25 protein-coding genes and 1 pseudogene are annotated in these 24,792 nt (G+C 74.0%); 15 read left to right on the top strand and 11 right to left on the bottom strand.

The genetic code is table 11. The features are described from left to right. Nucleotides 1-17: 17 nt before the first annotated feature. A pseudogene (locus B5D80_RS08045) lies at nt 18-266 on the bottom strand (hypothetical protein); the annotation flags it as partial. After that, on the bottom strand, nt 263-754 hold the full coding sequence (locus B5D80_RS34215) for a DivIVA domain-containing protein (protein WP_281253445.1): 492 nt from the start codon (nt 752-754) through the stop codon (nt 263-265). The gene B5D80_RS34215 and the pseudogene B5D80_RS08045, both read right to left, overlap by 4 nt. Nucleotides 755-997: 243 nt before the next feature. Between B5D80_RS34215 and B5D80_RS08035 the strand changes: the two genes are divergently transcribed. Beyond that, nucleotides 998-1,237 carry a winged helix-turn-helix domain-containing protein gene (locus B5D80_RS08035; RefSeq protein ID WP_088643161.1) on the top strand — a complete coding sequence of 80 codons (240 nt, stop codon included), beginning with the start codon at nt 998-1,000 and terminating at the stop codon, nt 1,235-1,237. A 452-nt stretch (nt 1,238-1,689) separates the two neighbouring features. On the opposite strand, the gene B5D80_RS08030 is transcribed toward B5D80_RS08035, so the two are convergent. Next, nucleotides 1,690-6,072 (bottom strand): S8 family serine peptidase, encoded by a 4,383-nt coding sequence (locus tag B5D80_RS08030; RefSeq protein WP_245854331.1) that lies wholly within the window; start codon nt 6,070-6,072, stop codon nt 1,690-1,692. A 301-nt stretch (nt 6,073-6,373) separates the two neighbouring features. Between B5D80_RS08030 and B5D80_RS08025 the strand changes: the two genes are divergently transcribed. Beyond that, nucleotides 6,374-6,859 (top strand): winged helix-turn-helix domain-containing protein, encoded by a 486-nt coding sequence (locus B5D80_RS08025; protein WP_245854329.1) that lies wholly within the window; start codon nt 6,374-6,376, stop codon nt 6,857-6,859. 114 nt (nt 6,860-6,973) lie between these two features. Beyond that, nucleotides 6,974-7,750 carry a hypothetical protein gene (locus B5D80_RS08020; protein ID WP_088643269.1) on the top strand — a complete coding sequence of 259 codons (777 nt, stop codon included), beginning with the start codon at nt 6,974-6,976 and terminating at the stop codon, nt 7,748-7,750. A gap of 13 nt (nt 7,751-7,763) precedes the next feature. Here the strand turns inward: B5D80_RS08020 and B5D80_RS08015 are convergent, their stop codons facing one another. The 3 genes from B5D80_RS08015 to B5D80_RS08005 all read right to left on the bottom strand — a co-directional run bounded on the left by B5D80_RS08015 (nt 7,764) and on the right by B5D80_RS08005 (nt 10,644). Next, nucleotides 7,764-9,818 (bottom strand): amylo-alpha-1,6-glucosidase, encoded by a 2,055-nt coding sequence (locus B5D80_RS08015; protein ID WP_088643268.1) that lies wholly within the window; start codon nt 9,816-9,818, stop codon nt 7,764-7,766. After that, complete coding sequence (locus B5D80_RS08010; protein ID WP_088643160.1) at nt 9,818-10,195, bottom strand: SCP2 sterol-binding domain-containing protein; 378 nt, start codon at nt 10,193-10,195, stop codon at nt 9,818-9,820. The genes B5D80_RS08015 and B5D80_RS08010 overlap by 1 nt, the downstream gene beginning before the upstream one ends. 74 nt (nt 10,196-10,269) lie before the next feature. Further along, the gene (locus B5D80_RS08005) at nt 10,270-10,644 is read right to left on the bottom strand and encodes a DsrE family protein (protein ID WP_088643159.1); all 375 of its coding nucleotides are present in this window, start codon (nt 10,642-10,644) and stop codon (nt 10,270-10,272) included. A 12-nt stretch (nt 10,645-10,656) separates the two neighbouring features. Between B5D80_RS08005 and mtfM the strand changes: the two genes are divergently transcribed. Together mtfM and B5D80_RS08000 are read left to right on the top strand one after the other, a co-directional pair. After that, entirely contained in the window at nt 10,657-10,761 is a 105-nt protein-coding gene (gene mtfM, locus B5D80_RS34765; RefSeq protein WP_067315095.1) for a small membrane protein MtfM, read from the top strand. 114 nt (nt 10,762-10,875) lie between these two features. Further along, entirely contained in the window at nt 10,876-11,466 is a 591-nt protein-coding gene (locus B5D80_RS08000; RefSeq protein WP_088643158.1) for a heme-binding beta-barrel domain-containing protein, read from the top strand. Nucleotides 11,467-11,556: 90 nt separating this feature from the next. Here the strand turns inward: B5D80_RS08000 and B5D80_RS07995 are convergent, their stop codons facing one another. Next, nucleotides 11,557-12,399 (bottom strand): aminotransferase class IV, encoded by an 843-nt coding sequence (locus B5D80_RS07995; protein ID WP_088643157.1) that lies wholly within the window; start codon nt 12,397-12,399, stop codon nt 11,557-11,559. A 91-nt stretch (nt 12,400-12,490) separates the two neighbouring features. Between B5D80_RS07995 and B5D80_RS07990 the strand changes: the two genes are divergently transcribed. The 4 genes from B5D80_RS07990 (at nt 12,491) to B5D80_RS07975 (ending at nt 16,088) form a co-directional block, all read left to right on the top strand. Then, entirely contained in the window at nt 12,491-12,895 is a 405-nt protein-coding gene (locus B5D80_RS07990) for a Fur family transcriptional regulator (RefSeq protein WP_088643156.1), read from the top strand. Next, complete coding sequence (ygfZ, locus tag B5D80_RS07985; RefSeq protein WP_088643155.1) at nt 12,892-14,004, top strand: CAF17-like 4Fe-4S cluster assembly/insertion protein YgfZ; 1,113 nt, start codon at nt 12,892-12,894, stop codon at nt 14,002-14,004. The genes B5D80_RS07990 and ygfZ overlap by 4 nt, the downstream gene beginning before the upstream one ends. A 146-nt stretch (nt 14,005-14,150) precedes the next feature. Then, entirely contained in the window at nt 14,151-14,978 is an 828-nt protein-coding gene (locus tag B5D80_RS07980; protein ID WP_088643154.1) for a beta-keto acid cleavage family enzyme, read from the top strand. A 150-nt stretch (nt 14,979-15,128) separates the two neighbouring features. After that, a complete protein-coding gene (locus tag B5D80_RS07975) occupies nt 15,129-16,088 on the top strand; it encodes an asparaginase (RefSeq protein ID WP_088643153.1) in 960 nt (319 codons plus the stop codon). Nucleotides 16,089-16,157: 69 nt separating this feature from the next. On the opposite strand, the gene B5D80_RS07970 is transcribed toward B5D80_RS07975, so the two are convergent. Beyond that, on the bottom strand, nt 16,158-16,958 hold the full coding sequence (locus B5D80_RS07970; RefSeq protein WP_245854328.1) for an alpha/beta fold hydrolase: 801 nt from the start codon (nt 16,956-16,958) through the stop codon (nt 16,158-16,160). 111 nt (nt 16,959-17,069) lie between these two features. Between B5D80_RS07970 and B5D80_RS35070 the strand changes: the two genes are divergently transcribed. From B5D80_RS35070 to B5D80_RS07950, 4 genes are all read left to right on the top strand, one after another. Next, nucleotides 17,070-17,891, top strand: coding sequence for a helix-turn-helix domain-containing protein (locus B5D80_RS35070; protein WP_425437175.1), 822 nt, complete (start codon nt 17,070-17,072; stop codon nt 17,889-17,891). After that, nucleotides 17,888-18,718, top strand: coding sequence for a hypothetical protein (locus B5D80_RS07960; protein ID WP_088643151.1), 831 nt, complete (start codon nt 17,888-17,890; stop codon nt 18,716-18,718). Before B5D80_RS35070 ends, B5D80_RS07960 begins: the two co-directional genes overlap by 4 nt. Before the next feature lie 70 nt (nt 18,719-18,788). After that, nucleotides 18,789-19,103 (top strand): DUF2516 family protein, encoded by a 315-nt coding sequence (locus B5D80_RS07955; protein ID WP_088643267.1) that lies wholly within the window; start codon nt 18,789-18,791, stop codon nt 19,101-19,103. Beyond that, nucleotides 19,100-19,987 (top strand): alpha/beta fold hydrolase, encoded by an 888-nt coding sequence (locus B5D80_RS07950; RefSeq protein ID WP_088643150.1) that lies wholly within the window; start codon nt 19,100-19,102, stop codon nt 19,985-19,987. Before B5D80_RS07955 ends, B5D80_RS07950 begins: the two co-directional genes overlap by 4 nt. Here the strand turns inward: B5D80_RS07950 and B5D80_RS07945 are convergent. Beyond that, nucleotides 19,977-20,669, bottom strand: coding sequence for a nucleotidyltransferase domain-containing protein (locus B5D80_RS07945; protein WP_088643149.1), 693 nt, complete (start codon nt 20,667-20,669; stop codon nt 19,977-19,979). The two genes, B5D80_RS07950 and B5D80_RS07945, sit on opposite strands and share 11 nt — an antisense overlap. 76 nt (nt 20,670-20,745) lie before the next feature. On the opposite strand from B5D80_RS07945, the gene B5D80_RS07940 reads away from it, so the two are divergent. Beyond that, nucleotides 20,746-21,663, top strand: a complete 918-nt coding sequence (locus tag B5D80_RS07940; RefSeq protein ID WP_088643148.1) for an SDR family oxidoreductase — start codon at nt 20,746-20,748, stop codon at nt 21,661-21,663. Here B5D80_RS07940 and B5D80_RS07935 read toward each other — a convergent pair. After that, nucleotides 21,654-22,649: a helix-turn-helix transcriptional regulator gene (locus tag B5D80_RS07935; RefSeq protein WP_088643147.1), complete on the bottom strand. Its 996-nt coding sequence runs from the start codon at nt 22,647-22,649 to the stop codon at nt 21,654-21,656. The two genes, B5D80_RS07940 and B5D80_RS07935, sit on opposite strands and share 10 nt — an antisense overlap. Before the next feature lie 84 nt (nt 22,650-22,733). Here B5D80_RS07935 and B5D80_RS07930 point away from each other — a divergent pair, with 84 nt between their 5' ends. Beyond that, on the top strand, nt 22,734-23,528 hold the full coding sequence (locus B5D80_RS07930) for an EI24 domain-containing protein (RefSeq protein ID WP_088643146.1): 795 nt from the start codon (nt 22,734-22,736) through the stop codon (nt 23,526-23,528). 43 nt (nt 23,529-23,571) lie between these two features. Here B5D80_RS07930 and B5D80_RS07925 read toward each other — a convergent pair whose 3' ends face one another. Further along, nucleotides 23,572-24,639, bottom strand: a complete 1,068-nt coding sequence (locus B5D80_RS07925; protein ID WP_144081607.1) for a GNAT family N-acetyltransferase — start codon at nt 24,637-24,639, stop codon at nt 23,572-23,574. Nucleotides 24,640-24,792: the final 153 nt, after the last annotated feature.

Genomic DNA, 24,792 nt, shown 5'->3' with positions numbered 1-24,792 from the left:
GGCCGGTGGCGTCACGAGTTGCAGCCGCCCTGGTGGTCGACCCGCCGGACGCAGCGCCGCCGCCCACCGAGCCGCCGATCACAGAACACCTGGTGTTGCCGGTCCGTCACGTCCGCCTCGGAGACGGTGGTCTCGCCGAGCACCAGCTCCGGCAGGAACGCCAGCGACCGGCCGATCGCGCCGGCCAGCAGCCGCGCCGCCGGCAGGTCGTCGGCAGCGACAGTCAGGTGTACGACGAACCGCTCGCGCCCAGGTGCGGCGGTCACGCCCGCACCACCCGGGGCGCGAACCGGGACTGCCAGTCACGCAGCGCACCCTTGATCCGTGCGTTCTCCTCCCGGGTACGGGCCAGCTCGGCGTGCAGCACGGTCAGCTCGTCGGCGATCCGGTGCAGGAACCCGTCCACCTCGCCCGGGTGCAGCCCGTTGCGGGACCTGCCGAACCACTGCTGCCGTACCTGGCTCGCGCAGAGCGGCCGGTACGCCGTCGACCGGTAGTGCTGCCCACTGTTCCTCCGCCCCGCCGGCCCGGATTGCCCACCGGGGCGACCGGCTGCCCGGCTGTCCGGGGTCTGGTTTGTCGGGCGCCTGTTGCTCCTGGCCTGGTTGGTCGGGGGCCGGTTGGTGACGCGGTGCCGGGCGGGGGGCCGCCCGGTTGCCGTGGGTCGCTTGGCCGGCGCGGACCGTCCTGTTGTCGGGGGCTGGTCGGTTGCCCTCGATCGGGGCCGGCGGAACAGCCGGAGGAGCCTGCACACGATGGGACCACCTCTCCGCAGGGGCAGCGGGGATTGTGCTGCCGTGGAAGGTGGCCGGGGCGGGCGGTTTCCCTTCCGCTGCACCCGCCCCGGCCGGGGGAGAGCCCTGCTCGTTGCCACGCGAGGAGCGCTCGCCAACCAACTTATTTGAGGAACTTGAAAGAGTCAACGACCGGTTGCAGTGCGTAGTTGCATGCCGTGATGAGAGCGTGATCGAATCGCGGGTGCCACGCGAGGAGTGCCATGCCTGCGACCCCGGACTACATCCGGATCTCCGACGAGATCGTCGCCGACGTCAGGTCGGGTAAGTACAAGCCGGGAGACAAGCTGCCCTCGATCAGCGAGCAGTGCAGCCGGTTCAACGTCAGTCCGTCGACGATCAACCTGGTCAACGTGCGGCTGGAGGCGCTCGGGGTGATCAGCCGCCACCAGGGCAAGGGCATCTACATCACCGACCCGGCGACCTGGTTGCGCAAGCCCTGACCTGAATCTGATGGCGCTTTCGGGCTGCTGCCTGCCCGCCGCTGAGTGGCCGGTACTCGACGATCGCCGGACACCGGCACCGGCGCTCGGAGCGGGGACAGCGCTGTCCTGCTGCTCTGCTGCCCTACTGAACCTCTTGGGGGACGCTGTCTCCACAGACAGGTATGCCTGTGAGTCATAAGTATGACCCACAGGCATACCTGGTTCCGAACATGGTGTGGCTCCCCGAGCCGCCGGAGAGATCGATCCCCGGCGGCCGAAGCTCGTCCGGGCACCGTGGCCAGCGCATTGGCGGCGATGTAGCGGTATCGGAGCGGGCGGATACCGCTACATCGGCCCAATAGCGCTGGATCACGAGGGACGCCGCCCGACGGGTGGGGCGGCGGGGGAGATGGCGGTGGCCGCCGACCCCGGGTGGGGTCGACGGCCACCGGGTGGGGCCGGTCAGCCGGTCACAGGCCGGATGACCGGACGCCCGCGCAGGTCGACGTCGGGGTCAGCCCGAAGTTGAGCGTCCCGACGATGCCCGCTTCCACGACGGTGCGCTGGACCTGGGGCACCCAACCGTCCTTGGCCACGATCGCGTCGTACCTGCCCTTGGGCAGCCACCAGGCGTAGCGACCCTGGGCGTCGGCGGTGAGCGTGGTGCCGGTGGTCGAACCGACCAGGTTCAGCCGGATCGTGGCCGGGACGCCGACGGTCTGGCCGCCGCAGGTCACCCCGGTCACCGTGCCCTGGATCTTGCCCCAGTTGTTCGGCGGCGAGACGTTCATCTCGACCCCGACCGCCGACACCGGGTACGGCGTGTCCGAGGTGATCCCCAGCTCACCCGAGTACGCCCCGGGCTGGAGCACCCCGGCCGCCGCCGTGGCGGTCAGCGTGACGGTGACCGTCTGGGACGCCCCCGGGGCGAGCGTGAAGCTGGTCGGCGCGGTGGACAGCCACGGCAGGTCACTGGCGTCCGAGCAGCCCTCCAGCCCGCCGAGCCGTTCGCTGTCCGGCGAGCCGACGAACGAGCTGGGCGAACCACCGATCTTGTACGCCCCGCAGGCGGCGGCACCCCGGTACCTGCTGAACTGGGCGTTCGGCAGGTTCTTCCAGGCCCCGGCGACCGGGTCGAAGCCGAGCGTCCGGTTGGTGACCGACGTCGAGCCGCCCGTCACCCCGCCGGCCAGCACCAGCATGCCGCCGGCCGACGCGTACTGGGAGCCCCACAGGTCGACCGGGAGGTTCGGGAGCGCGCTCCAGGTGTCCGACGCCGGCTCGTACCGCCAGGTGTCGGTGTACTCGTCGGCGGCGACCCCGCCCGCGCAGTACACCTGGCTGCCGATCCCGCCGCAGGACACCCAGGAGACCGGGTGCGGGTAGACCGCACCGGTGCGGAACGTGCCGGTACGCGGGTCGAACACCACCAGCTTGTTGCTCTCCGTGCAGGTGCTGTCGACGCAGCCGCCGACCAGGTACACCTTGCCCCCGGCCACGGCGGTGCCGGCCGCGGCGGCGGGTGCCGGGTTGACCGCCCCGGCCAGGGTGCTCCACGCCCCGGTCGCCGGGTCGAAAACGTCCACCGACGACTCCATGCCGTCGCCGGAGCCCCAACCGCCGATCACGTACAGCTTGCCGCTGATCCCCACGGCGGACGGCTTGGACCGGGCGTGCGGCAGGTCGGGCAGCGCCGTCCAGACGCCGGTGGCCGGCTCGAACACCCACGCCTTGCGCTCGTTGCCGGTGTCCCCACCGCCGCCGACCGAGTAGACCTTGCCGTCCAGGTTGGCCGCCGCGTTGTCGTAGATCGCGGCGGGCAGGTTGGTGATCCGGGCCCAGGCGTCGTCGGCCTGCGGCGCGGCGTCGACCGACCCGCCGCCGTAGCGGGCACCGTTACGGCCGGTGCTGATCCCCTTGACCACCTGCTCCCGCAGCGGTGCGCCGCCGGTGGACAGCACCTCGAACCCGCCACCGCGTTCCAGCAGCTCCACGGTCGCCGGGGCGGAGCCCGTGTTGCGGACCGTCACCTTGGCGGTGCGGGTGCTGCCGTACGGCTGGTGGGCCTCGATCGTGGTGGTGCTGACGGTGAGCCGCCCCGCGGCCAGGGCCAGGTCGGCCCGGCGGGCGCTGTCGGCCACCACGGTCACCTGCTGGGTGACCGGGGTGTACGGCGGGCGGGAGGCGGTGAACGGGTGGGTGCCGGTCAGCCCCGAGAAGAGGTGGTAGAAGCCGTCCGGCAGGTTCGGGTCGTCCGGGGTGGCCGCCGAGACGGCCGTGTCGGCGGGCCGGTCGACGCTGGTCACCGTCACCCCGTTGACCGCCGCGCCGGTGTTGCGGTCGGTGGTGTTACCGACCACCAGGCCACCCGGGACGGGCGTGCAGTCCCGGTTCACCAGCTGGACGTCGTCCACCTGCCACCACCAGGCGAAGGTGCCCTTGAACCGGAAGCGCACCAGCGCGCCGGTCGCGCCGGCCGCCGGGGTCAGCGGCACCTCCTCGACCCGGGGGCCACGCCGGCTCGCCGTCTGGTGCCAGACGTTCGTCCAGCTCGCCCCGGCGTCGGTGGAGACGTCCACGTCGGCGGTGTCGCTGATCCCGACGGCCCGCCAGTCGCTGCGGAACCGCAGCAGCGGCGCGGCCGAGGCGGACAGGTCGACCGGCGGGGCGATCAGGTCGGTGTCCTGGGTGTTGCCGGTGCCGAGCTTGTCGCTGTCGATGATCGCGAACCCGCCGGTGCCGCCGGTCAGGTTGCCCCGCGCGCCCGGGTCGTTGAAGACCCAGCCGCCCTTGTCGGTGCGGTTGCGCACCGTCCAGCCCTCGGGCGCGGTGGTGCCGTCGAAGCTCTGCGACAGCAGGGGCGCGCTGAGGCTGCCGGTGTAGCCGGCCGCGACACAGGCCGCCTCGACCGGGACCGGGACGTCGGCCGTGGTGGCCGTCGACCCGACGGTCAGGTCCTTCGTCACCGTCCGGTAGCCCGGGTACTTCGCGGTGACGGTCAGCTTGTAGTCGGTGTTGCCGGCCACGGTGAACGAGTACCGGCCGGTCACCGGGTCGGTGAAGACGGGTCCGCCGGGTCGGCCGGCGACCTCGATCGTGGCGTACAGCGGCCAGCCGTGCCCGGAGCCGTCGGTGACCCGGCCGGAGACGGTGACCGTCGGCGTGGCCGTCAGGGCGAAGTCCCGGGTGACCGTGCCGTCCTCCGGGACGGTCACGGTGCCGGTCGCGGTGCGGAAGCCGTACGCGGAGACGGTCAACGTGGTCTCGCCGGCCGGGACGGTCAGCGCGTACCTGCCGTCGGTGCCGGTGGTGACGCTGCGCGCGCCCGTGGCGACGGTGGCACCCGCCACCGGGTCGCCGGTCGCCGCGTCGGTGACCCGGCCGCCGACCTGACCCACCGGACCGCGCGGGGCCTGCCGGACCGCCTCGTACGCGTTGAGCCGACCCTCGCCGAAGACGTTGTTGTCGGCGGCGGTGCCCCCGCAGGTGGTCGCGTCGACGTCGGTCGCGGTGCGGTCGAGCAGCGCCTCGGTGCCGGCGATGTCCCCGCGCAGGCTGGGCGCGGCCGACCAGATCAGGGCGACCGTGCCGGCGACGTGCGGGGCGGCCATCGAGGTGCCGTTGAACGACGCGTACCCGTTGCCGGGGACGCTGGAGCGCACGTTGCTGCCGGGCGCGGCGATGTTCGGCTTCAGCCCGGCCGGGTCGGTGGAGTTACCCCGACCGGAGAAGCTGGAGATGGCGTTGTTCACGTCGTACGAGCCGACCGCGTACGCGTTGGGGTTGTCGCCGGGGGAGCCGGCGCTGCCACAGGCCGGGCCGTCGTTGCCGGCGGAGAAGACCGGGAACATCCCGGCGGCCCGCCAGGCGGCGACGGTCTGCTGGTACCACGGGTCGCCGCCGTCGCCGCCCCACGAGTTGTTGACGATGTCGGGGCGCAGGTCGGGGCGGGGGTTCTGGCCGTTGAGGTCGGTCGGGGCGAGCACCCACTGGCCGGCGGCCAGCAGCGAGGCGTCCGAGCAGCTGTTGGTCTCGCAGCCCTTGGCGGCGATCCACTTCGCGCCGGGGGCGACCCCCACCTGGTTGGCGGACCCGTCGGTGCCGACCATGGTGCCCATGGTGTGGGTGCCGTGGTCGTTGTTGTCGCAGGGGGCGTCCTGCGGGCAGATGCCGGCCGGGTCGTACCAGTCGTAGTTGTGGTCGAAGGTGCCGCCACCGAGGTTGCCCCGGTAGGAGTTGACCAGCGCGGGGTGGTCGAACTGCACGCCGCTGTCGATGTTGGCGACGACCAGGCCCTCGCCCCGGTCGCCGAACTCGTCCCAGACCCGGGGTGCGCCGATATTGGTCAGCCCCCACTCGACGGCGTCGGTGCCGGCGCGGGCGGCGGTGCTACGCACCGGCCGGATCAACGGGTAGCTGCGGGTGGCGGCGATCCGCTCGACCTCGGGCCGGGCGGCGATGGTGTCCAGCAGCGCCCGGTCCCCGGTCACCCGCAGCGCGTTGGCGATCCAGTAGGCGGTGTAGGTGGCCTTCCGGTCGTCCAGCACCGTCCGCAGGTCACGCTGGGTCCGCTCGGCGGTGGTGGTGAGCAGCCGGTGCACCTCGGCGGCGCGGGCGTCCGGGCTGCGCAGCCGGGCCGCCTGCCCGAGTGGGGCCTGTTCGCGCAGGTAGACCAGGAAGGTCTCGGTGCCGTCGGCGAGCCCGTCGAGGACCTGCCGGTCCACGGTGGCCCGGGGTGCGGCCGGCGCGGCCCCGGCGGGTAGTGCGGGCTGGGCGGTGAGGCCCAGGAGTCCGGCCGCGAGCGCGGCCACCAATCGCCACCGGGACGGTCGTCCGGTCGGTCGTCTGAGCACGCTGTTCCTCCCCACGTCGTCGGGCCCGATCGGTTCGGGCCCGGCCGCGTGTGCCGGGGTCGCGGCCACGCGGAGCGGCTGAGGAGGTGGCCGGTGGTGGGTGCTGCGTGGGCCCCCACGGCCGCTGTGCATCATGCTCAGCCGGAGAACCAAGCTGATCAATGGATCGGGTCGGTCAGTATTCGGTCAGTAACCGGGCGCCACGCTGACCGCTAGGCTGACGGCAGGCCGCGCCGGCCCCCGTTGTGGGCAGACGGGCCCGCCGGGCAGCGGGCGGCGGGTGCGGTCCTGGGGAGGACGGGTGACCGGTGTCGACATCCCTTTCGTGGTCTGTGTCAGCGCTGACGTCTCGGTCCGGGAGCGGGTGGTCCGCCGGCTCGACGACCTCGGCCCGGTGGTGATCTGCGCCGACCTGGCCGAGCTGCGCGCCATGCTCTTCCCGGGCCCGCCGGTGCCTGCTCCCGTGCCCCCGCCGGAGCCGGGTCCGGTGCGCTGCGGCGACCTCGTCGTCGACCCGGCCCGCCACCTGGTCACCTGGCGGGGGGAGCCGCTGGCGCTGACCCGGCTGGAACGGGAACTGCTGGCCCGGCTGGCCGGCGACCCCGGGTCGGTCTGGAGCTACGAACGGATCTTCGGCTCGGTGTGGGGCGGCACCTGGCTGGGCGACGCGGCCATCCTGCACTCTGCGGTCAAGCGGCTGCGCCGCAAGTTGCGCGAGGTGGCCGGCGGCCCGCAGGTGCAGACCGTACGCGGCGTCGGCTACCGGCTCGCCGTACCGCGCGGCTGACCCCGGGCACCGGCGGGTGGGCCGGCGGCGGGGGCGTGACACGATGGCCCGGTGAACGGTGCCGTCCAGCAGGGGTACGCCCCACCGACCGGTCCGTCCGCGCCGCGCCGCCGGCTGGCCTGGCTGTTGGCCGTGACGGTGACCTGGGCGGTGGTGGTGGGCGGGCTCACCTGGTGGTCGGCCCGGCACGACCCGCCGACGGTCAAGGAACAGCGCACCCTCGCCGAGGCCGGCCCGGTGGTCGACCGGGCGCTCGGTGAACTGGTCGCGGCGGTCGGCGACGGTGCCTGGGCGCTGACCGGCCCGCAGGTCGAGCGCGGCTGCCGGATCACCCCGATGGCCGACGGCGCGACCCTGACCCGGGGGCTGGACGTGCTGGTCGCCGAGGGGGGTGAGCGGGCCCTGCTGGACCGGGTCGCCGACCGGCTGCCGGCCGGCTGGCGGGCCGGGGTGCGGGCCGGCGCGTCGGGCCCCCGGCTGCGCGCCGACGCCGGGGAGTTCGTCGTCGTACAGGGCCGGGTCACCAGCGGTGGCCGGGTCCGGTTCACCGCCGACACCGGGTGCCGCCCGGTCGGTGCCGGCTATCCGCAGCCGTCGGCGGCTCCCGCCGACCCGACGTTGGACGCCGCGCTGCGGGCGCTGGGCCGCCCCGCGCGGTCCGCCCCGGAACAGTTCACCGCGCCGTGCCCGGGTGGCGGCACCGCCCGTACCGTCGCCGTCTCGGCCGGCGACGCGCCGGTCGCGCTGACCGGCCTGCGTCCGCTGGCCGCCGGCTCCCCGGTGGCCGACCTCCCCGAGGTGTACGCCTACCGCAGCGGCCCGGCCACCGTGCTGGCCGACGGCACCGGCACGCAGGTACGGCTCACCGCCTCCACCGGCTGCCCCGGCTGACCCGCCCGCCCGGTCAGTGCCGGGGTCCGTGCTCGCGCGGGGTACGGCTGCGGCCCAGGGCGTCGACCCGGCCCCACCGGCCCGGGATGTCCAGCAGCTCGACCCGGCCCATCCCCTCCGGCACCAGCGGATCGATGATCAGGTGCTCACCCTGCGGTTCCAGGCCGAGGATCACCCGCAACAGCAGCAGCGGGGTGCCCGCCGACCATGCCTGCGGGCTGCACGCCGTCGGATACTGCACCGGGTAGTCGGTGAGGGTGCGTTCGTAGCCGGCGAACGCCTCCGGTAGCCGTCCGTCGAAGAACCGGGAGGCGTCGAGCATCGCCTCGCAGATCCGCCCGGCCTCGTCCCGGAAGCCGTACCGGCTCAGGCCCCAGGCGATGAACGCGTTGTCGAACGGCCACACCGTGCCGACGTGGTAGCCGATCGGGTTGTAGCGGCCCTCGTCGGTGGCCAGGGTGCGTACCCCCCAGCCGGAGAAGAGCCGGGGACCGAGCAGGTGTTCGGCGATCCGGGCCGCCCGGGGTTCGTCGACGATGCCGCTCCACAGCAGGTGGCCGATGTTGGAGGTGAGCGAGTCGACGTGCCGGCCGTCCGGGTCCAGGGCGACGGCGAAGTACTCCTTCTCCGGAATCCAGAAGTCCCGGTTGAAGCGTTCCTTGAGCGCCGCCGCCTCCCGTTCCAGCCGGTCGGCGTACTCGGGGTCGTTCCAGAACAGCCTGGCCATCCGGGCACCGCGCCGCTTGGCGTCGTAGGCGTACCCCTGGATCTCGCAGGTGGCCCGGGGGAAGCCGGGCAGCCGGCCGTCGGCGTAGGAGATGGCGTCCCACGAGTCCTTCCAGCACTGGTTCTCCAGGCCGGTCTCCGGGTTGCGGCTGCGGTACCAGACGTAGCCGGTGCCGAGCAGGTCGCCGTAGCTGTCGATCCAGTGCAGCGCGGCGCGGGCGGCGAACTCCAGCCGTTTGACCAGCGCCGCGTCCCCGGTCCACCGCTCGTACTCGTCGAGCAGGATGAGGAACAGCGGGGTCGAGTCGGCGGCACCGTAGTAGGGGGAGTGCGGCTGCTCCTCGAAGCCGGCGGTCTCTCCGTACCGCAGCTCGTGCAGGATCTTGCCGGGTTCCTCGTCGCGGAAGTCGTCGAGCCGGTGACCCTGGAGCCCGGCCAGCATCAGGATCGTCGGCGGCACCAGCTCCGGCAGAAACGGCAGCACCTGCAACGAGGTGAGCATGCTGTCCCGCCCGAACAGGGTCATGAACCAGGGCAGACCGGCGGCGAGCAGCCGTACGCCCAACGTGATCGACTCGTACCGGAGCGCGGCCAGGTCGTGCAGGCTCTGCCGGTACGCCCCGGCGAGCGGCTCGCAGTCGCAGCCCAGCTGCGGGGCGCGGGCGACCAGGTCAGCCTGCTCGTCGCGGATGACCGACGGCCCGCGTGCCGCCCCGAGCGCGGTGATCGCCCGGACGTCCTCGCCCCGCGCGCCGTGGATGATCGGCGTCACGGTCAGCCGGGTGCTCCACTCGCAGTGCGGGGCGACGGTGATCGACCAGGTCATCCCGGCCTGGTCGACGCGGGCGTCGGCGCTGCTGGTGATCGTCGCCTCGCGGTGGAACGCCTCCCGCCGGTAGGTCAGCCGCAGCGCGTTGTCCCCGGCGACCGCGCTGGTGCGGCCCTTCTTCGGCCGCTGGTGCTTGATCTCGAACAGGTCGGCGAAGTCGGAGCCCATCTCCAGCCGCAGGTCGAAGCGCGTCTCCCGGCCGGAGTGGTTGAGCACGGTGAGTTCCTCGGTGAAGTTCCCGCCGATCGACCGGGTACGGATCATCGACACCTTGGCGTCGAGGTAGTGCGTCGGTTCGCCAGGGACGAGGAAGAACCGGGTCTGGTAGGAGTGCGCGTCGTCGACCGACAGGGCGTGCAGCCGCTCGCCGTCGAGGGTGAGCAGCCAGGTGGACAGGAACCGGGTGTCGAACGAGAACAGCCCGGTCGGGAAGTCGAACGACGGTTCGACGTCCCCGCGGCCGTCGCAGACCAGGAACGTGTTGCCGTCGAGGATGCTGACCCGCTGCTGCATCACGCCCGCCCGGTCTGCTCACGGGCGGTCTCCCGGGGGTCGCGCACCCCGGGCGGGGCGGGGAAGAACTGCCGGAACACCAGGAACAGCATCACGTTGCCGCTGAACGTGGACTCGTTGCGTAGCACCGCCGAGACGCCCTGGGCGCGTCCGGTGACCAGCCGTTCGAAGAGGTCCGCGCTGCTGCTCCAGACCGCGTCCGCCGGCCCGCCGGCCCGTTCCACCACCGCCCGGCCGGGGCTGATCCGCACCAGCCAGTGGTCGGTGTGGTCGTCGTCGACCAGGTCGATCTGGAGCGTTCCGGTGACCGGGGCACGCAGCACCGCCGGGGCACGTGCCGGCAGTGCCGCGAAGAACTCGTCCGTCGCCCGACTCACCTCCGCATGGTAGGCAAAATGCCTACAGACAGGGGCATTATCGGCACCGCCCGGTGGGGGCCGGTGCGGTCGGGTCAGTAGACCAGCGCCTGCGCGCCCTCGGCCATCGCCTCCTCGACGAAGACCGCCGCGCCGGCGATCCGGACGCCGGGCAGCACGTCGTCCGGGCCGATGTCCCGGCGGGCGGCGCACTGCGTGCAGGCGGTGACCTGACCGGTGGCGAGGATGACGTCCAGCAGGTCGTCGAGCGGTGCCGAGTGCGGCAGGGTGAACTGCCCGGCCCGACCGGGTACGGCGAACCAGGTGGACTCGCCGGTCAGCCAGAGCGACACGGTCACCCCGGCGGCGGCGGCCGTGGCGGCCACCGTGAACGCCTGCGCGCACCGCTCCGGGGCGTCCGCTCCGGCGGTGGCCTTGACGACGAGAGTGCGGCCCATGGAGCCCAGCATAGGATGACCATGATGGTTACCGAGATCGGGTTCGTCAGCCTGCTGGTCGCAGGCCTGGGCGCGCTCGCCGGTGGCCTGGTCTACCTGGCCGTACGCCTGTCGAGAGGTAAATGGTGAGCGCGAGGAGTGAGCCGGGTTTGCGAGCCCCGCAGTCGCGAACGAAGGTGGCCTGGTGAGCGCGAGGAGTGAGCCGGGGTTGCGAGCCCCGCAGTCGCGAACGAAGGTGATCCGGTGAGCGACGAGAATCCCCTTCAGCCGCCGTGGTTGAACGCGCCGCCGGTCGAGGAGTACCCGTACCAGGAGAGCCACGACCTACGGGTCGGTCCGAAGCTGCACCCGTCGCTGGACGGGCTGCTGCCGTACGTCGGGGTGTGGCGGGGGCGGGGGCGGGGCGGTTTCCCCACCATCGAGGACTTCGACTACGCCCAGGAGATCCGGATCAGCCACGACGGCCGGCCGTTCCTGTTCTACGAGTCCCGGGCCTGGCTGCTCGACGAGGAGAGCCGTCCGGTCCGTCCGGCGGGGCGTGAGGTGGGCTGGTGGCGTCCGGTGCTGGACGGTGAGCGGGTCACCGACGAGCTGGAGGCGCTGATGACCTCGCCGACCGGGATCATGGAGCTGCACATCGGCCGGCGCACCGGCACGCAGATCGAGTTCGCCACCGACGCGGTGGTGCGTACGGCCACCGCCAAGGAGGTGACGGCGGGCGCCCGGCTCTTCGGCATCGTGGAGGGGGCGCTGCTCTATGCCCAGGAGATGGCGGGCATGGGCCACAGCCTCTCCCCGCACCTGTCCGCCCGGCTGATCCGGGTCGCCGGCTGACCCGTCGGGCGGGAACTGATCGATTAGGGTGGGCCGATGTCGCGGTGTCCGTGAGCGGGGATACCGCAACATCGGCCCCACAGCCACCCCTCACGGGAACCCGAGCAGCCCCCGGAGGCGGGGGGTGTCCGGGGCGGCCGGGCGGGGCGTGCCGTCGAGGGTCCTGACCTCGACCAGGCCGCGTACCGACGAGGTCAGCCAGATCCCGGCGGCGGCGTGCAGCCCGGCCGGGGTGACCATCCGCTCGGCCGGGGTCAGGCCCAGCTCGGTGGCGTGGTCGAGCAGCCAGCCGCAGGTGGTGCCGGGCAGGATGCCGGTGCGCGCGGCCGGGACGGTGCACAGGGTGTCGCCGTCCAGCCAGACGACGTTCGCGCCGGGAGCCTCCAGCACGTAGCCGTCGGTCGAGACCCAGAGCACGTCGTCCACGCCGCTGCGGGCGGCCCAGCGGCGGGCGGCGTTGCTGGTCGCGTACGAGATGGACTTGATGCCCGTCGGCAGCCAGGACAGTTCGGGGCGGGCCGTGGCCGGCACCCCGAGGGGCAGGGTGGCGACGGTGACCCCGGCGTGGCGCAGCCGCTTGGTGGCGGCCGGCACCTCGGCCAGGGTGGCGTAGACGGTGGGCAGCCCGCCACCCTCCGGCCCCCGGGTGCAGACCAGGCGCAACGCGCCCTCGACCCCGCCGGGCCAGCCGTCGACGAGGGCGTCCAGCAGGTCCACCAGGACCGCGTCGGGCGGCAGCGGGAGTTCCAGGGCGGCGGCTCCGGCGCGCAGCCGGGCCAGGTGTTCGGTCCGCAGCCAGGGGCGTCCGCCGCGCAGGTGCATGGTCTCGAACAGCCCGTCGCCGCGCAGCGTTCCCAGGTCGTCCCCGCGCAGCACCGCCTTCGTCGCGGGGACGACGCCCCGGCCGAGCACGGCGATCCTCGATGCCACCACGACCGCCGAGCCTAGCGGCGGCGCGACGTGGCCGGGCGCGGGCCGACGGCCGAACTATGATCGGACGGTGTCCGAATCCTCGCTGGCGGAAATGCTCCGCTCCCGCGGGTTGCGGCTGACGGCGCAGCGGCAACTGGTCCTCCAAGCCGTGCTCGACCTGGGGCACGCCACACCGGAGCAGGTGCACACCGCGGTCCGTGAGGTGGCCGCCGGGGTCAACATCACCACCATCTACCGGACGCTGGAGCTGCTGGAACGGCTCGGCCTGGTGACCCACACCCACCTGTCGCACGGCTCGCCGACCTACCACGCGGCGGGTGAGCACCAGCACATCCACCTGGTCTGCCGGGAGTGCGGCGCGGTCGACGAGATCGACCCGGAGCTGATGCGTCCGCTGGCCGACCAGCTCGCCACCGGGCGGGGCTTCCGGGTGGACATCGGGCACGTGGCGCTCTTCGGCGTCTGCGACAACTGCGAGGACGGGGAACCGACATGATCGACATCGGGGGAGCGGTCGCCGTCGAGGCGATCGACGAGGCCAGCCGGGACCAGCCGGACGCCGAGCACCGGGCGGCCGGGGTGCGGGGCGTCGCCGCGCACTACGGCGACCCGCTGCGCGAACAGCGCACCCTCGCCACCGGGGTCGGTCTGGTGGACCGCTCGCACCGGGGGGTCGTCGCCGTCTCCGGCCCGGAACGGATCGGTTGGCTGCACACCCTGACCAGCCAGCACCTCGCCGCGCTCGGCCCCTGGCAGGGCACCGAGCTGCTGGTGCTCAGCCCGCACGGGCACGTCGAGCAGCACGCCATGGTCACCGAGGACGGCACGACCACCTGGCTGGACACCGAGCCGGGGACGACCGCCGGCCTGCTGACGTACCTGGAGAAGATGCGGTTCTTCAGTCAGGTCGAGCCGCGCGACGCCACCGCCGACCACGCGCTGCTGTCGCTGGTCGGGCCGCAGGCCACCGACGCCGTCGCCACGCTCGGCGTGACCGGGCTGGCCGCACCCGAGGTGCTCGCGGTGCCGGGCCCGAAGTTCCGCTCCGGCGAGCTGCCCCCGCGCCCCACCGTCCGGTACGACGTGCAGCCGCTGACCGCTGGCGGGTGGGCCCGCCGGGTCCCGCTCGGGGTGGACCTGCTGGTGCCCCGGCCCGCCCTGGACGGGACCGTCGCGGAGCTGCGTGCCGCCGGGGTGCCGGCGGCCGGGCTGTGGGCGTACGAGGCGGTGCGGGTGGCCGCCCGACGGCCCCGGGTCGGGGTGGACACCGACCACCGGACCATCCCCGCCGAGGTGGGTCTGATCGCCCCGGCGGTGCACCTGGACAAGGGCTGCTACCGGGGTCAGGAGACGGTCGCCCGGGTGCACAACCTGGGCAAGCCGCCGCGTCGGCTCGTCCTGCTGCACCTGGACGGGGTGACCACCGACCAGCTTCCGGCGGCGGGCACCCCGGTCACCCTGGACGGCCGGACGGTCGGCTTCGTCGGCACCGCCGTGCACCACTTCGAGCTGGGTCAGGTCGCGCTGGCCGTGGTCAAGCGCAACCTCGCCGACGACGCCCGGCTGTCGGTGGGCGACGCCGCCGCCGCGATCGACCCGGAGTAGCCGACCCGGTCGGCGGCAAGGATGCCCCTCCGCTGCCGGTGGGACGGGAATTTCTTCGCGTATTCCGCTTCGAGCGTGTGGTTCTTCCTGTCCTGATCCGGCTGCGCCATCGACCTCGGGCGGCCTGGGCGGCTACCATCGCCGGCATGACGACAGGGACGTTGATTACGGTTGCCCCGACCGGCGCGGAGTCGGCCAAGGCGGAGGTGCCGGCGCTACCGGTGACCCTCGACGAGTTGCTGCTCACCGCCAAGGAGTGCGAGGCGCTCGGCGCTTCCGTGATCCACGTCCATATCCGGGACGACGAGGCGCGTCCCACCCTCGACCCGGGGCGGCTGCGGGAGACGGTGGCGGCGCTGCGTGAGGGCACCGACCTGATCGTGCAGCTCTCCTCCGGCGGCGCGGTGACCGACCCGGAGGCCGACCGGCTGGCCGTGCTGGACGCCGCCCCGGACATGGCCTCCTGCACCATGGGCACTGTCAACTTCGGCGACGACGTCTTCCTCAACCGGTGGGAGTTCATCGTCGACCTGCACACCCGGATGCAGGAACGCGGCATCCTCCCCGAGTACGAGATCTTCGACCTCGGTCAACTCGCCGCCCTGCCCCGCCTGCTCGACCGGTACGGCCTGCCGCACGGCGGGCACGTGCACGTCGACTTCGTGATGGGGGTGCCGGGCGGGATGCCCGGCACCACGGCCACCCTGGTCGCCGCCCAGCAGATGCTGCGTGACCTGCCGGCGGGGACCACCTTCTCGGCCACCGGCATCGGCCGCAGCACCATCGCGGTGATGCTGGCTTCGCTGTCCACCGGCGGTCACCTCCGGGTCGGTATGGAGGACACCGTGACGTACGCCAAGGGCCGCCCGGTGGAGTCCAACATGCAGCTCGTCGCCCGCGCGGTCGGCTTCGCGCAGCTCGCCCAGCGCCCGCCGCTGACCACGACCGAGGCCCGTCGGCTGCTCGGCCGGTAGCCCGCCGGCCCGGTGGCCCGCCCGTCCACCCGCCGTCGGACGGCCCGGCGTCGGTAAGCCACGCCCGGCCCGGCGCTCCATACCCTCGTGGCCGACGTCGCAGGTCACCCGGGTGCCGGCCGTGCCCGCCCGCGTCGGTACCTTCCCAGGGTGACCAAGACGTACGAGGGTGGCGAGCCGCTCGCCGAGGTGGTCCGGTCGGGGTTCGTGGAGGGTGTGCACCGGGGTTCGGTGGTGGTGCTCGACGCCGCCGGCGCACCGGTGGCCGGTACCGGGGACGGCACCTCGCCGATCTTCCCCCGGTCGGCCAGCAAGCCGTTGCAGGCGCTCGGCATGCTCCGGGCCGGGCTGGCGGCGACCGACCCGGCGGACGTCGCGCTCGTCGCGGCGAGCCACGCCGGTGAGGAGTTCCACCTGGCCCGGGTGGCGGCGCTGCTGCGCTCCGCCGGCCTCGACCCGGACGCCCTGCACTGCCCGCCCGACCTGCCGTTCGGCGACGCCGCCCGGGAGGCCGTGCTCCGGGCCGGCGGTGGCCCGAGCCGGCTGGCGATGAACTGCTCCGGCAAGCACGCCGGGATGCTGCTGACCTGCCTGGCCGCCGGCTGGCCGCTGGACGGCTACTGGCGGCCGGAGCACCCGTTGCAGCGGCAACTGACCGCCACCGTCGAGGAGTTCACCGGTGAGCGGGCGGCGGCGGTCGGCGTGGACGGCTGCGGCGCGCCGGTGCTGGCGGTCTCGCTGACCGGGCTGGCGCGGGCGTTCCTGCGGTTGGTGACCGCCGAGCCGGGCTGCCCGGAGCGCACCGTCGCGGACGCGATGCGGGCGTACCCGGAACTGGTCGGCGGCACCGGGGCGGACGACACCCGGCTGATGCGGGGCGTGTCGGGGATGCTGGCGAAGATCGGTGCGGAGGGCGTGATCGCCGCCGCGCTGCCCGGCGTCGGCGCGGTCGCCCTCAAGATCGACGACGGGGCCACCCGGGCCCGGATGCCGGTGCTGGTCTCCGGGCTGCGCCGGCTCGGCGTGCAGGCCCCCGTCCTGACCGAGTACGCCGAACTTCCCCTGCTGGGCGGGGGCCTCCCCGTCGGCGCGGTCCGCCCCGTCTGGTGACGGGGCGGCCGGGCACCGGTCGGTCGGTGGTCCGTCACGGCGTGCGGGCGGGCCGGGCCGCCCGCGTGGTCAGGGGAGGAAGGCGCGGAGGGCGTCGGCGACCGGGGCCGGGCGTTCCAGCGGGACCAGGTGGGCCGCGTCGGGCACGTCGGGGAGGCGGCGGGCGTCCGGGGCCTCGGCGGCGATCCGGTCGGCCAGCCGGATGATGTCCGGGATGTCGACGGCGCCGGCGGTGACCAGCACCGGCATCCGCAGCTCGCCGAGCCGGTCGATGGCGGGCGGGTCGAGTTCGACGACGTCCACCGCGCTCAGCGCCTGCTCGGCGGCGAGGGCCCGGCGGTCGGACTCCTCGGCGGCGGCGATGAACGCCGGGTCCAGGTCCTCCGGGCGGCGGTACGGCCCGACCACCCAGAACCGCACCTCACCTGCCGCGCTCGCCGCGAGATCCGCCTCGTCGACCTCGCCGACCAGGGTGTCCCACAACTCCTCGGTCTGCTCGGACCACTCGTGCCCGGAGACGGCGGTGCCGAACAGCGCCAGCGCCGACACCCGCTGCGGGTACGCCAGCGCGGTGTCGATCGCCACCGCCCCGCCGAACGAGCAGCCGACCAGGGCGGCCCGCGCGATGCCGAGGGCGTCCAGCACCGCCCGGACGTCGTCGTGGTGGGCGAAGGACTCCGGCGGCAGCGCGGAGTCCCCGTAGCCCCGCAGGTCCAGGCAGATCACCCGGTGCCGGTCGGCGAGGACGTCCCGTACGCCGTGCCACATCCGCCGGTCGGAGATCCCCGCGTGCAGCAGGAGCACCGGGCTGCCGCTGCCCGCTTCGTCGTACCCCAGGGTGGTGCCGTTGACGGCGATGTTCGTGGTCACGCCGTGCAAGGTACGGACCGGACATCGGGTGCCGCAACGCGGTTTGTTACCTCGCTAACTCTGGCTAGCGTTTTGCTTGCTGGAGCTAGCAGTGCGGACTACGGTTGGGGTATGGCCGCACCCAAGGATCTACCCGACGTCGGCGGATTCATCCGTGACCTGCGGCGGAACGCCAAGATCTCGCTCCGCCAACTCGCCGAGCAGGCGGGGGTGAGCAACCCCTACCTCAGCCAGATCGAGCGGGGCCTGCGCAAGCCCAGCGCCGAGGTGCTCCAGCAACTCGCCAGCGCACTGCGGGTCTCCACCCCGGCGATGTACCTGCGGGCCGGGCTGCTCGACGACAAGGAGGGCCAGGGGGTGCTCGCCGCCATCGCGGTCGACCCCGACCTCACGATGGCCCAGAAACAGTCGCTCAGCCAGATCTACGAGACCTTCCGCCGGGAGAACACCCGCCTGGCCGAGGCCGAAGCCGCCGCCAACCCGTCCGCCGAGGACGAGCCGGTGGCCCCGGCCGGGCCCACCGGTGCACCCGACGCGCCGGCCGTCACCGACGGGGCCGCCGTCACCGATCAGCCGGTCGTCACCGACCGGACCGCCGCCGTGGCGGACCGGCCGGACACCCCGGCCCCGGCGGGCGGCCCCTCCGCGCCGGCCGTGCCGACCGAGGCGGCAGCCGGGATCACCCCGGCGGCCACCGGCCCGGTCACCCCGGAGGGCACCCCGACCGAGGCCGTCCTGGAATCGGTCGCCCGCACCGAGGCGGGCACCGCCCCCGCCCCGGGCAGCGCCGCCGACGCCGCGACGGCACCGCGGTCCCCGGCCACCGGGGCGGACCCCGCACCCACCACCGGCACCCGCACCGACCGGGCGGACGCCGCACCCACGACCAGCACCAGCAGGGCCGTCGGAGCGGCCGAGGAGGAGTTGTCATGACCCAGCCGAAGACCAACCGCATCCCTGCCCCGCTCTACGCCGCCGCCGGTGCCGGCGAGCTGGCGTACCAGCAGCTGCGCAAGCTGCCCACCGTCGCGACCGAGCTGGGCAACCGGGTCGTCGCCGACGGCACCAGGGTCGTCGCCGAGCTGGGCGGCCGGGCCGTCGTCACCGGGGTCGAGCTGCGGCAGAAGGCCACCGAGACGTTCCGCACCGCCAACCTGACCGCCACCGGCCTGCGCGAGCGGGTCGCCCCGACCGAGCTGAACCTGGACAAGCTCCGCGCCGAGCTGAACCTGGACAAGCTGCGCACCGAGCTGGACCTGGACAAGCTCCGGGCCGAACTGGACCTGGACCGGCTGCGCGGTGCCGCCACCCGCAACGCCGCCGTCGTCGTCGCCGGGGCGCAGGCGGCCCAGGAGCGCGCGCTGGCCGCGTACGGCGCGTTGATCGCCCGGGGTGAGCGGGTGGTCGGTGCCGGGGTGCTGGAGGCCGCCGACACCGTCAACGCCGACATCGAGGCGACCGACGCCACCGTGCGCACCGGGACCACGGCGGACACCACGACCGGCCCGGCGGACACCGTGACCACCGGCCCCTCCGACACCGTGACCACCGGCCCTTCGGGCGGGGCCGCCGCCGACCACACGCCGACCCCGGCGGACGTGGCCGAGGTCGTCGAGGCCAAGCCGGCCGCCGCCAAGACCACCCGTACCCGGGTCAGCAAGGCCGCCAAGGCCACCAAGCCGGCGGCGACCGGGTCGACCGCGACCGGTACGGCGGCGAAGCCGAAGACCACGAAGCGGACCCGCCCGACCGCCGAGTGACAGTCGCCGACACCGGCCCCGGGGGCGTCCTGACCGACGTTTCCGGGGCCGTCGGCATATGCTGGCCGACATGGCCATCGCCGCGCCGATCTTCGTGTTCCACCTCGTCTACGTGATCGACCTGGTCCTGCTCGTGTTCGCACTGGCGGTGCAGGGCATCTCGCTGGTGCACGCGTTCACCCAGCGCTCGGACGCCTTCCCGGCGATCGGGACCCTCCCCAAGGGTGGCTGGATCGCGATCCTCGCCGTCTGCATGTTGCTCACCCTGCTCGGTTTCGGCGCGCTGAGCATCTTCGGGCTGATCGGCATCGCGGCCGGCCTGATCTACCTGCTCGACGTCCGGGTGGGGCTGCGCGACCTGCACGACGGCAAAGGGTTCTGGTGAGGGGTTTCCGCTGGCCGCCACCACCGGACGGCGGACCCCGCACCTGGGGCCCGGGGCCCGGGGCGCCGCGTACCGGGCGACCCGCCCTGCCGGAGCCGGAGACCGAGCTGGTCGCCACCCCGCACGACGTGCAGCTGGAACGGCTGGTGACCGGCGTCGGTGACCCGGTCACCGTGTTCGCGCACGGGTTCGGCAACGGCATCGCCACCACCCGCCCGTTCGGCAGCGCGGTAGCCGGTCGCCGGGTCTTCTTCCAGTTCCGGGGGCACGGCCGCTCCGACGCGCCGCCCGGCCCGTGGAGCTACCTCGACCTGGCCCGTGACCTGCGGGCGGTGGCGGATCTCAGTGGTGCCACCCGGGCGTTCGGGGCCAGCCTCGGCGCGGGCGCGCTGTGCCGGCTGCTCGCCGAGAGCCCGGACCGGTTCGAGAAACTGGTCTTCCTGCTCCCCGCCGTCCTCGACCGGCCGCGTGGCCCGATCGCCCAGCAGCGGCTCGCCGACCTGCTGGAGGCGGTGTCCGGCGGGGACGCCTCGGCCGTGGCGGACGTGGTCGCCCTGGAATTGCCGCCGTCGGTCCGTAACACCCCGGCCGGCTGGGCCTACCTGCGCCAGCGGCTCGACCAGTTGCTCCGCGACGGGCTCGCCACCGGCCTGGTCGACCTGCCGGAGCAGTCCCCGCTGGCAGACCTCGCCGCCCTGGCCGGGGTGACCGCCCCGGCCCTGGTGATCGGCTGCGTCGGCGACGACCTGCACCCCACCCACATCGCCGCCGAGCTGGCCGACGCGCTGCCGCAGGCGACCCTGCACGTCTACGACCGTCCCGGGTTCGCCTGGACCGACCGCGCCGACCTGCGGGACCGGATCTCCACCTTCCTCAACGACTGACGTCGGCGTCCGCCGTCGGCAGGTGGGCGGCGCGGACGGCACGCAGCCAGCGTTCCACGGTGGCCTCGTCGGGCCGGTCGGGCAGCGGGGTGCGGAGCCGGTCGAAGTCCCGTTCCGCCTCGGCGACAAGTGCCTGCGCCTCGGCCAGCGCGCCGCCCGCGACCCGCTCGCCGAACGCCCGGAACCACTGCGGGTCCGCCAGCCGGATCTCCAGCACGCCGGTGGCGTAGAGGGTGCGCCCCTGGTGCAGCAGCCGGGCCAGGTGCCGGGCGTGCTTGGCCGAGCGGCGTCGGCCGCCCACCGTCGCGTCGCGGGTGGTCAGCTTGCGGAACTGCTGGCTCGCGTACCCGAGGTAGGCGTCGCGGACGCGTGGTGCGCTGAGGAACGCCGACCGGATGGCGATCAGGCGGTCACCGAGTTCGGTGCGGGTCTCGTAGCAGTCGTCGGGCAGCCAGATCAGCTCGGTGGCCGTCGGGTTGCCGCTCAACGCCAGCCGGGCGTACTTGCCGGCCTCGTGCAGGGTGACGTCCGGGTCGGTGGTGACCACCGACTCCCGGGGCGGCCGCAGGCCGTGGAAGGCGACCGTCGGGGCGGCGAAGACGCCGATCCGGTCGACGTCCGAGCCGGGGCCGGCCAGCCCGTAGGCGACCGAACCGACGATCCCGGAGAGCAGCAGGTGCATGCCGGGAGCATGCCGGATCGAACCGGTACGCGAAACCGGACTTCGGTTGTCAGGTATCACTGACACCCTCGACGGTATGACGACGACACCGTTGGACGGAAAGGTCGCGCTGGTGGCCGGCGCGACGCGGGGCGCGGGCCGGCAGATCGCCATCCAGCTCGGCGCGGCCGGGGCGACGGTCTACGCCACCGGCCGCAGCAGCCGGGCCGGCCGCTCCGAGCTGGACCGTCCCGAGACCATCGAGGAGACCGCCGAGCTGGTCACCGCCGCCGGTGGCACCGGCATCGCGGTCCGGGTCGACCACCTCGTGCCCGAGCAGGTACGCGACCTGGTGGCCCGGATCGACGCCGAACAGGGCCGGCTCGACGTGCTGGTCAACGACGTGTGGGGGGCCGACCCGCTGATCACCTGGGACAAGCCGGTCTGGGAGCAGCCGCTGGAGGCCGGGTTCCACACCCTGCGGCTGGCGGTGGACACCCACATCGTCACCAGCCACTTCGCGCTGCCGCTGCTGATCCGTCGCCCCGGCGGGCTGGTCGTCGAGATCGGCGACGGCACCCGGGCGTACAACGACACGCACTACCGGCTGTCCGTCTTCTACGACCTGGCGAAGGTGTCGGTGACCCGGCTCGCGTACAGCTGGGGGCACGAACTGGCACCGCACGGGTGCACCGCCGTGGCGCTCACCCCCGGCTGGATCCGGTCCGAGGCGATGCTGGAGCACTTCGGGGTGACCGAGGAGACCTGGCGCGACGGTGCGGCGAAGGACCCGCACTTCGTGATCTCGGAGACGCCGGCCTTCGTCGGGCGCGCGGTCGTCGCCCTGGCCGCCGACGCCGACCGGGCCCGCTGGAACCAGGCGTCCGTCTCGGCCGGCGAACTGGCCCAGGTGTACGGCTTCACCGACCTCGACGGCAGCCGCCCGGACGCCTTCCGTTACCTCAGCGAGGTGGTCGAGGCGGACCGGCCCGCCGACCCCACCGGCTACCGCTGATCCGGGGATGCCGGGGCGACGCCGTAGAGGGCGGCTGAGCGGGCCGCCGCGTCGACCAGGCGGGCCCGCAGCTCCGGCGGGTCGAGCACCTCCGCCTCCGGGCCGAAGCCGAGCAGCTGGATGTACGCCACCTCGACGGATTCGACGGGCAGCCGGGTCACCACCCACCCCTGCCCGTCGGGTGCCCCGGCGGCGGCCAGCGCCTCCTCGTACGCGAAGGGGGTGTCGGCGAGGAACCGCAGCCGGCGCAGGCCGACGGGGCTGACCCGGACGGTGACCCGCTCGGCGAGCATGCCCCGCAGGAACGCCTCGGCCTGCTCCCGCCAGTAGCCGCCCAGGTCGAAACCGTCGTCGCGGACGAACGTCGCCGGGTCGGGCACGACGTCGACCACCCGGTCCACCCGGTAGGTACGCATCGCGTCACCGACCCGGCCGACGAGATACCAGGTGCCGCTCTTGAGCACCAGCCCGTACGGCTCGACCCGGCGGGTCACCTCCCGTTCGCCGCGCCGGTACCGCAGCACCACCACCCCGTCCCGCCACACCGCGCGGGCCAGCCCGGTCAGCCAGCGGGGCGGGGTGGACTCCCGGAACCAGCCGGGCACGTCCAGGTGGAACCGTTGCCCGGTGCGGGCCGGGGCGTCGCGCAGGCTCGGCGGCAACGCGGCGAGCACCTTCAGCTCGGCGGACGCCACCGCGTCGGCCAACCCCAGGTCACCGGCGGGGCCGGGGAGCCCGGCGAGGAAGAGCGCCTCGGCCTCGTCGCGGGTCAGCCCGGTCAGCCGGGTCCGGTAGCCGCCGAGCAGCCGGTACCCGCCGGCCCGTCCCCGGTCGGCGTAGACCGGCACCCCGGCGGCGGACAGCGCCAGCACGTCCCGGTAGACGGTCCGCTCGGACACCTCCAGCTCCCGGGCGAGTTCGGCGGCGGTCATCGTCTCCCGGGACTGCAACAGCAGTACCAGGGAGATCAACCGGGACGCCCGCACCCCTGCATCCTGCCGGCCCGGCCCGGCGCGCGACGCCACCGGGTGTCCGGTGGCGATGGTGTGCGGCCGATAGGCTCTGCGGTCGTGAACGGACCCCGTACGATCGCCGCGCCGGTGACCGGCGCCACCCGTCGCTTCTTCGGCGGCGTGGGCCTGCTCCTGCGCGGCCTCGGCCTGTACGTCCGCAGCCCGGGACTGATGCTGCTGGGCGTGGTGCCGGCGCTGCTGTCCGCCGCGCTCTTCGTCGCCGCGTTCGCCACCCTGATCTACTTCGTGGACGAGCTGGCGGCGTGGGTGACCCCGTTCGCCGACGACTGGTCGGACACCCCGCGCAGCCTGGTCCGGGTGATCGCCGGGCTGGCCTTCCTCGGGCTCGGCGGATTGCTCACCGTGGTCGGGTTCACCGCGGTCACCCTGGTCATCGGCGACCCGTTCTACGAGAAGATCTCCGAGCGGGTGGAGGACCGCCTCGGCGGCACCCCCGGCGCGGTGGAGGTGCCGTTCGGGGCGTCGTTGCGGCGCAGCATCGTCGACTCGCTCCGGCTGGTCGGGCTCTCGGTGCTGTTCGGCATCCCGCTGTTCCTGGCCGGGTTCATCCCGGTGGTCGGGCAGACCGTGGTACCGGTGGTCGGCGCGGCGGTGGGCGGCTGGCTGCTCGCCGTGGAGCTGGTCGGTGCGCCGTTCTCCCGGCGCGGGCTGCGGCTGCCGGACCGGCGGGCCCGGCTGAAGGCCGACCGGGCCACCTCGCTCGGCTTCGGCGTGGCGGTCTTCCTGTGCTTCCTGATCCCGCTCGGTGCGGTGCTGGTGATGCCGGCCGCCGTCGCCGGGGCGGCGCTGCTCGCCCGCCGCTCGCTGGGCCAGCACATCGAGGAGAGCTGACCCGTGGCTGCCCGGCGGCCCGACGGCCAGGCCGGACCTGAGGTCAGGGCAGGTCGCGCAGGCAGGACCAGGCGGAGGCCACCGGCCGGTAGCCGAGGCGGGTGTTGACCGCCAGCATCGGCGCGTTGGCCTCGTCGTTGGAGGTGTAGGCCGTGCGTACCCCGCGACCGGCGGCCCGGTGCAGCGCGGCCTGCTTGGTCAGCCGGGCCAGCCCCCGCCCCCGGTACTCCGGCCGGGTCGCGGTGAAGTCGGACCACATCCGGTCGCTGTCCCGCTTGACCAGGCTCAGCGCGACCAGCGTGCCGTCGACCTCGGCCACCGTCCCGGCCTCCAGGTCCAGTCCCGGGTTGTCCCAGCACTCCGACCGCCACAGGGAGTAGCTGGTCGCGTCCACCGGCACGTCGCCCGGCTCGCCCACCGCGGCGGCGGCGTCGAGGAGGTGGACCTGGTACGGGTCGAGCCCGGCGAGGGGGAGCAGGCGTACCCCGGCGGGCGGCTCGGGCACCGGCGGGGCCGGGCGCAGGTCGAGCGCCGAGTAGCGCAGTTCCCGGCTGGGGGTGAACCCGTGCCGTTGGGCGTACGGCAGCGAGCCGGTCTGCACCCAGGTGCGCACCCGGCGGACCCGCAGCGCGGCCAGGTGGTCCAGCGCGGCGGTGAGCAGCGCGGTGCCGATGCCCCGACCCCGGTGCTCCGGGTGCACGTGCAGCGTGGAGACGTCTCCGAAGTCCGGCACGGAGGTGTGCGCGTTCCGGTAGGCCGAGGCCCAGCCGACGATCAGGCCGTCCGCCTCGGCCACCCAGGCCGTCCAGTCCTCCTCGGGCGGCGGTTGGGCGATCATCTGCCGGGTCGACGCGACGCCCCGCACCAGGTACGGATGGACCAGCGACCGCAGCGCCACCACCCCAGGCGCGTCGTCCGGCCGGGCAGTGCGGATGCGCCACCCCGCCCCCGGCTGCCCGGTGGACCGCGCGGAGGGGCCGTGGGCGGGCGGGGTCGGGGGCCGGCGCTGCTCATCGGTGCCGGTCGGCTCGGTGGTTCCGGTCGGTGCGGTGGTTCCGGTCGGCTCGGCGGTGCCGGTCGGCGCGGGCGGCGATGCGGCAGCGTCAGGCATGCCCGCGAGCGTAGGCACGGGTCGGTGTAGCCGGCGACGGCTTTTCCGCACCCACCCTGCTCGTTACTCTGAGCGACGGCAGCCCCCGGATCGGCCCTTTTTCACCCTCCGTGACTTCAGGCTCGCCCCGACGTGTCACCCTCGCTTCCTTTG

The sequence above is a fragment of the Micromonospora wenchangensis genome (assembly GCF_002210435.1).
GTDB lineage: Bacteria > Actinomycetota > Actinomycetes > Mycobacteriales > Micromonosporaceae > Micromonospora > Micromonospora wenchangensis.
Note: the sequence above shows the minus strand (reverse complement) of the source record. Positions and strands in the feature narration are given on the sequence as shown.

What these genes read in the sequence shown, in the direction of transcription:
- B5D80_RS08035 (WP_088643161.1), top strand. Translation starts at nt 998, where the DNA reads ATGCCTGCGACCCCGGACTACATCCGGATCTCCGACGAGATCGTCGCC.
- B5D80_RS08015 (WP_088643268.1), bottom strand. Translation starts at nt 9,818, where the DNA reads ATGCAGCAGCGGGTCAGCATCCTCGACGGCAACACGTTCCTGGTCTGC.
- B5D80_RS08005 (WP_088643159.1), bottom strand. Translation starts at nt 10,644, where the DNA reads ATGCTGGGCTCCATGGGCCGCACTCTCGTCGTCAAGGCCACCGCCGGA.
- mtfM (WP_067315095.1), top strand. Translation starts at nt 10,657, where the DNA reads ATGGTTACCGAGATCGGGTTCGTCAGCCTGCTGGTCGCAGGCCTGGGC.
- B5D80_RS07990 (WP_088643156.1), top strand. Translation starts at nt 12,491, where the DNA reads ATGCTCCGCTCCCGCGGGTTGCGGCTGACGGCGCAGCGGCAACTGGTC.
- ygfZ (WP_088643155.1), top strand. Translation starts at nt 12,892, where the DNA reads ATGATCGACATCGGGGGAGCGGTCGCCGTCGAGGCGATCGACGAGGCC.
- B5D80_RS07980 (WP_088643154.1), top strand. Translation starts at nt 14,151, where the DNA reads ATGACGACAGGGACGTTGATTACGGTTGCCCCGACCGGCGCGGAGTCG.
- B5D80_RS35070 (WP_425437175.1), top strand. Translation starts at nt 17,070, where the DNA reads ATGGCCGCACCCAAGGATCTACCCGACGTCGGCGGATTCATCCGTGAC.
- B5D80_RS07960 (WP_088643151.1), top strand. Translation starts at nt 17,888, where the DNA reads ATGACCCAGCCGAAGACCAACCGCATCCCTGCCCCGCTCTACGCCGCC.
- B5D80_RS07955 (WP_088643267.1), top strand. Translation starts at nt 18,789, where the DNA reads ATGGCCATCGCCGCGCCGATCTTCGTGTTCCACCTCGTCTACGTGATC.
- B5D80_RS07945 (WP_088643149.1), bottom strand. Translation starts at nt 20,669, where the DNA reads ATGCACCTGCTGCTCTCCGGGATCGTCGGTTCGGTCGCCTACGGGCTG.
- B5D80_RS07940 (WP_088643148.1), top strand. Translation starts at nt 20,746, where the DNA reads ATGACGACGACACCGTTGGACGGAAAGGTCGCGCTGGTGGCCGGCGCG.
- B5D80_RS07925 (WP_144081607.1), bottom strand. Translation starts at nt 24,639, where the DNA reads ATGCCTGACGCTGCCGCATCGCCGCCCGCGCCGACCGGCACCGCCGAG.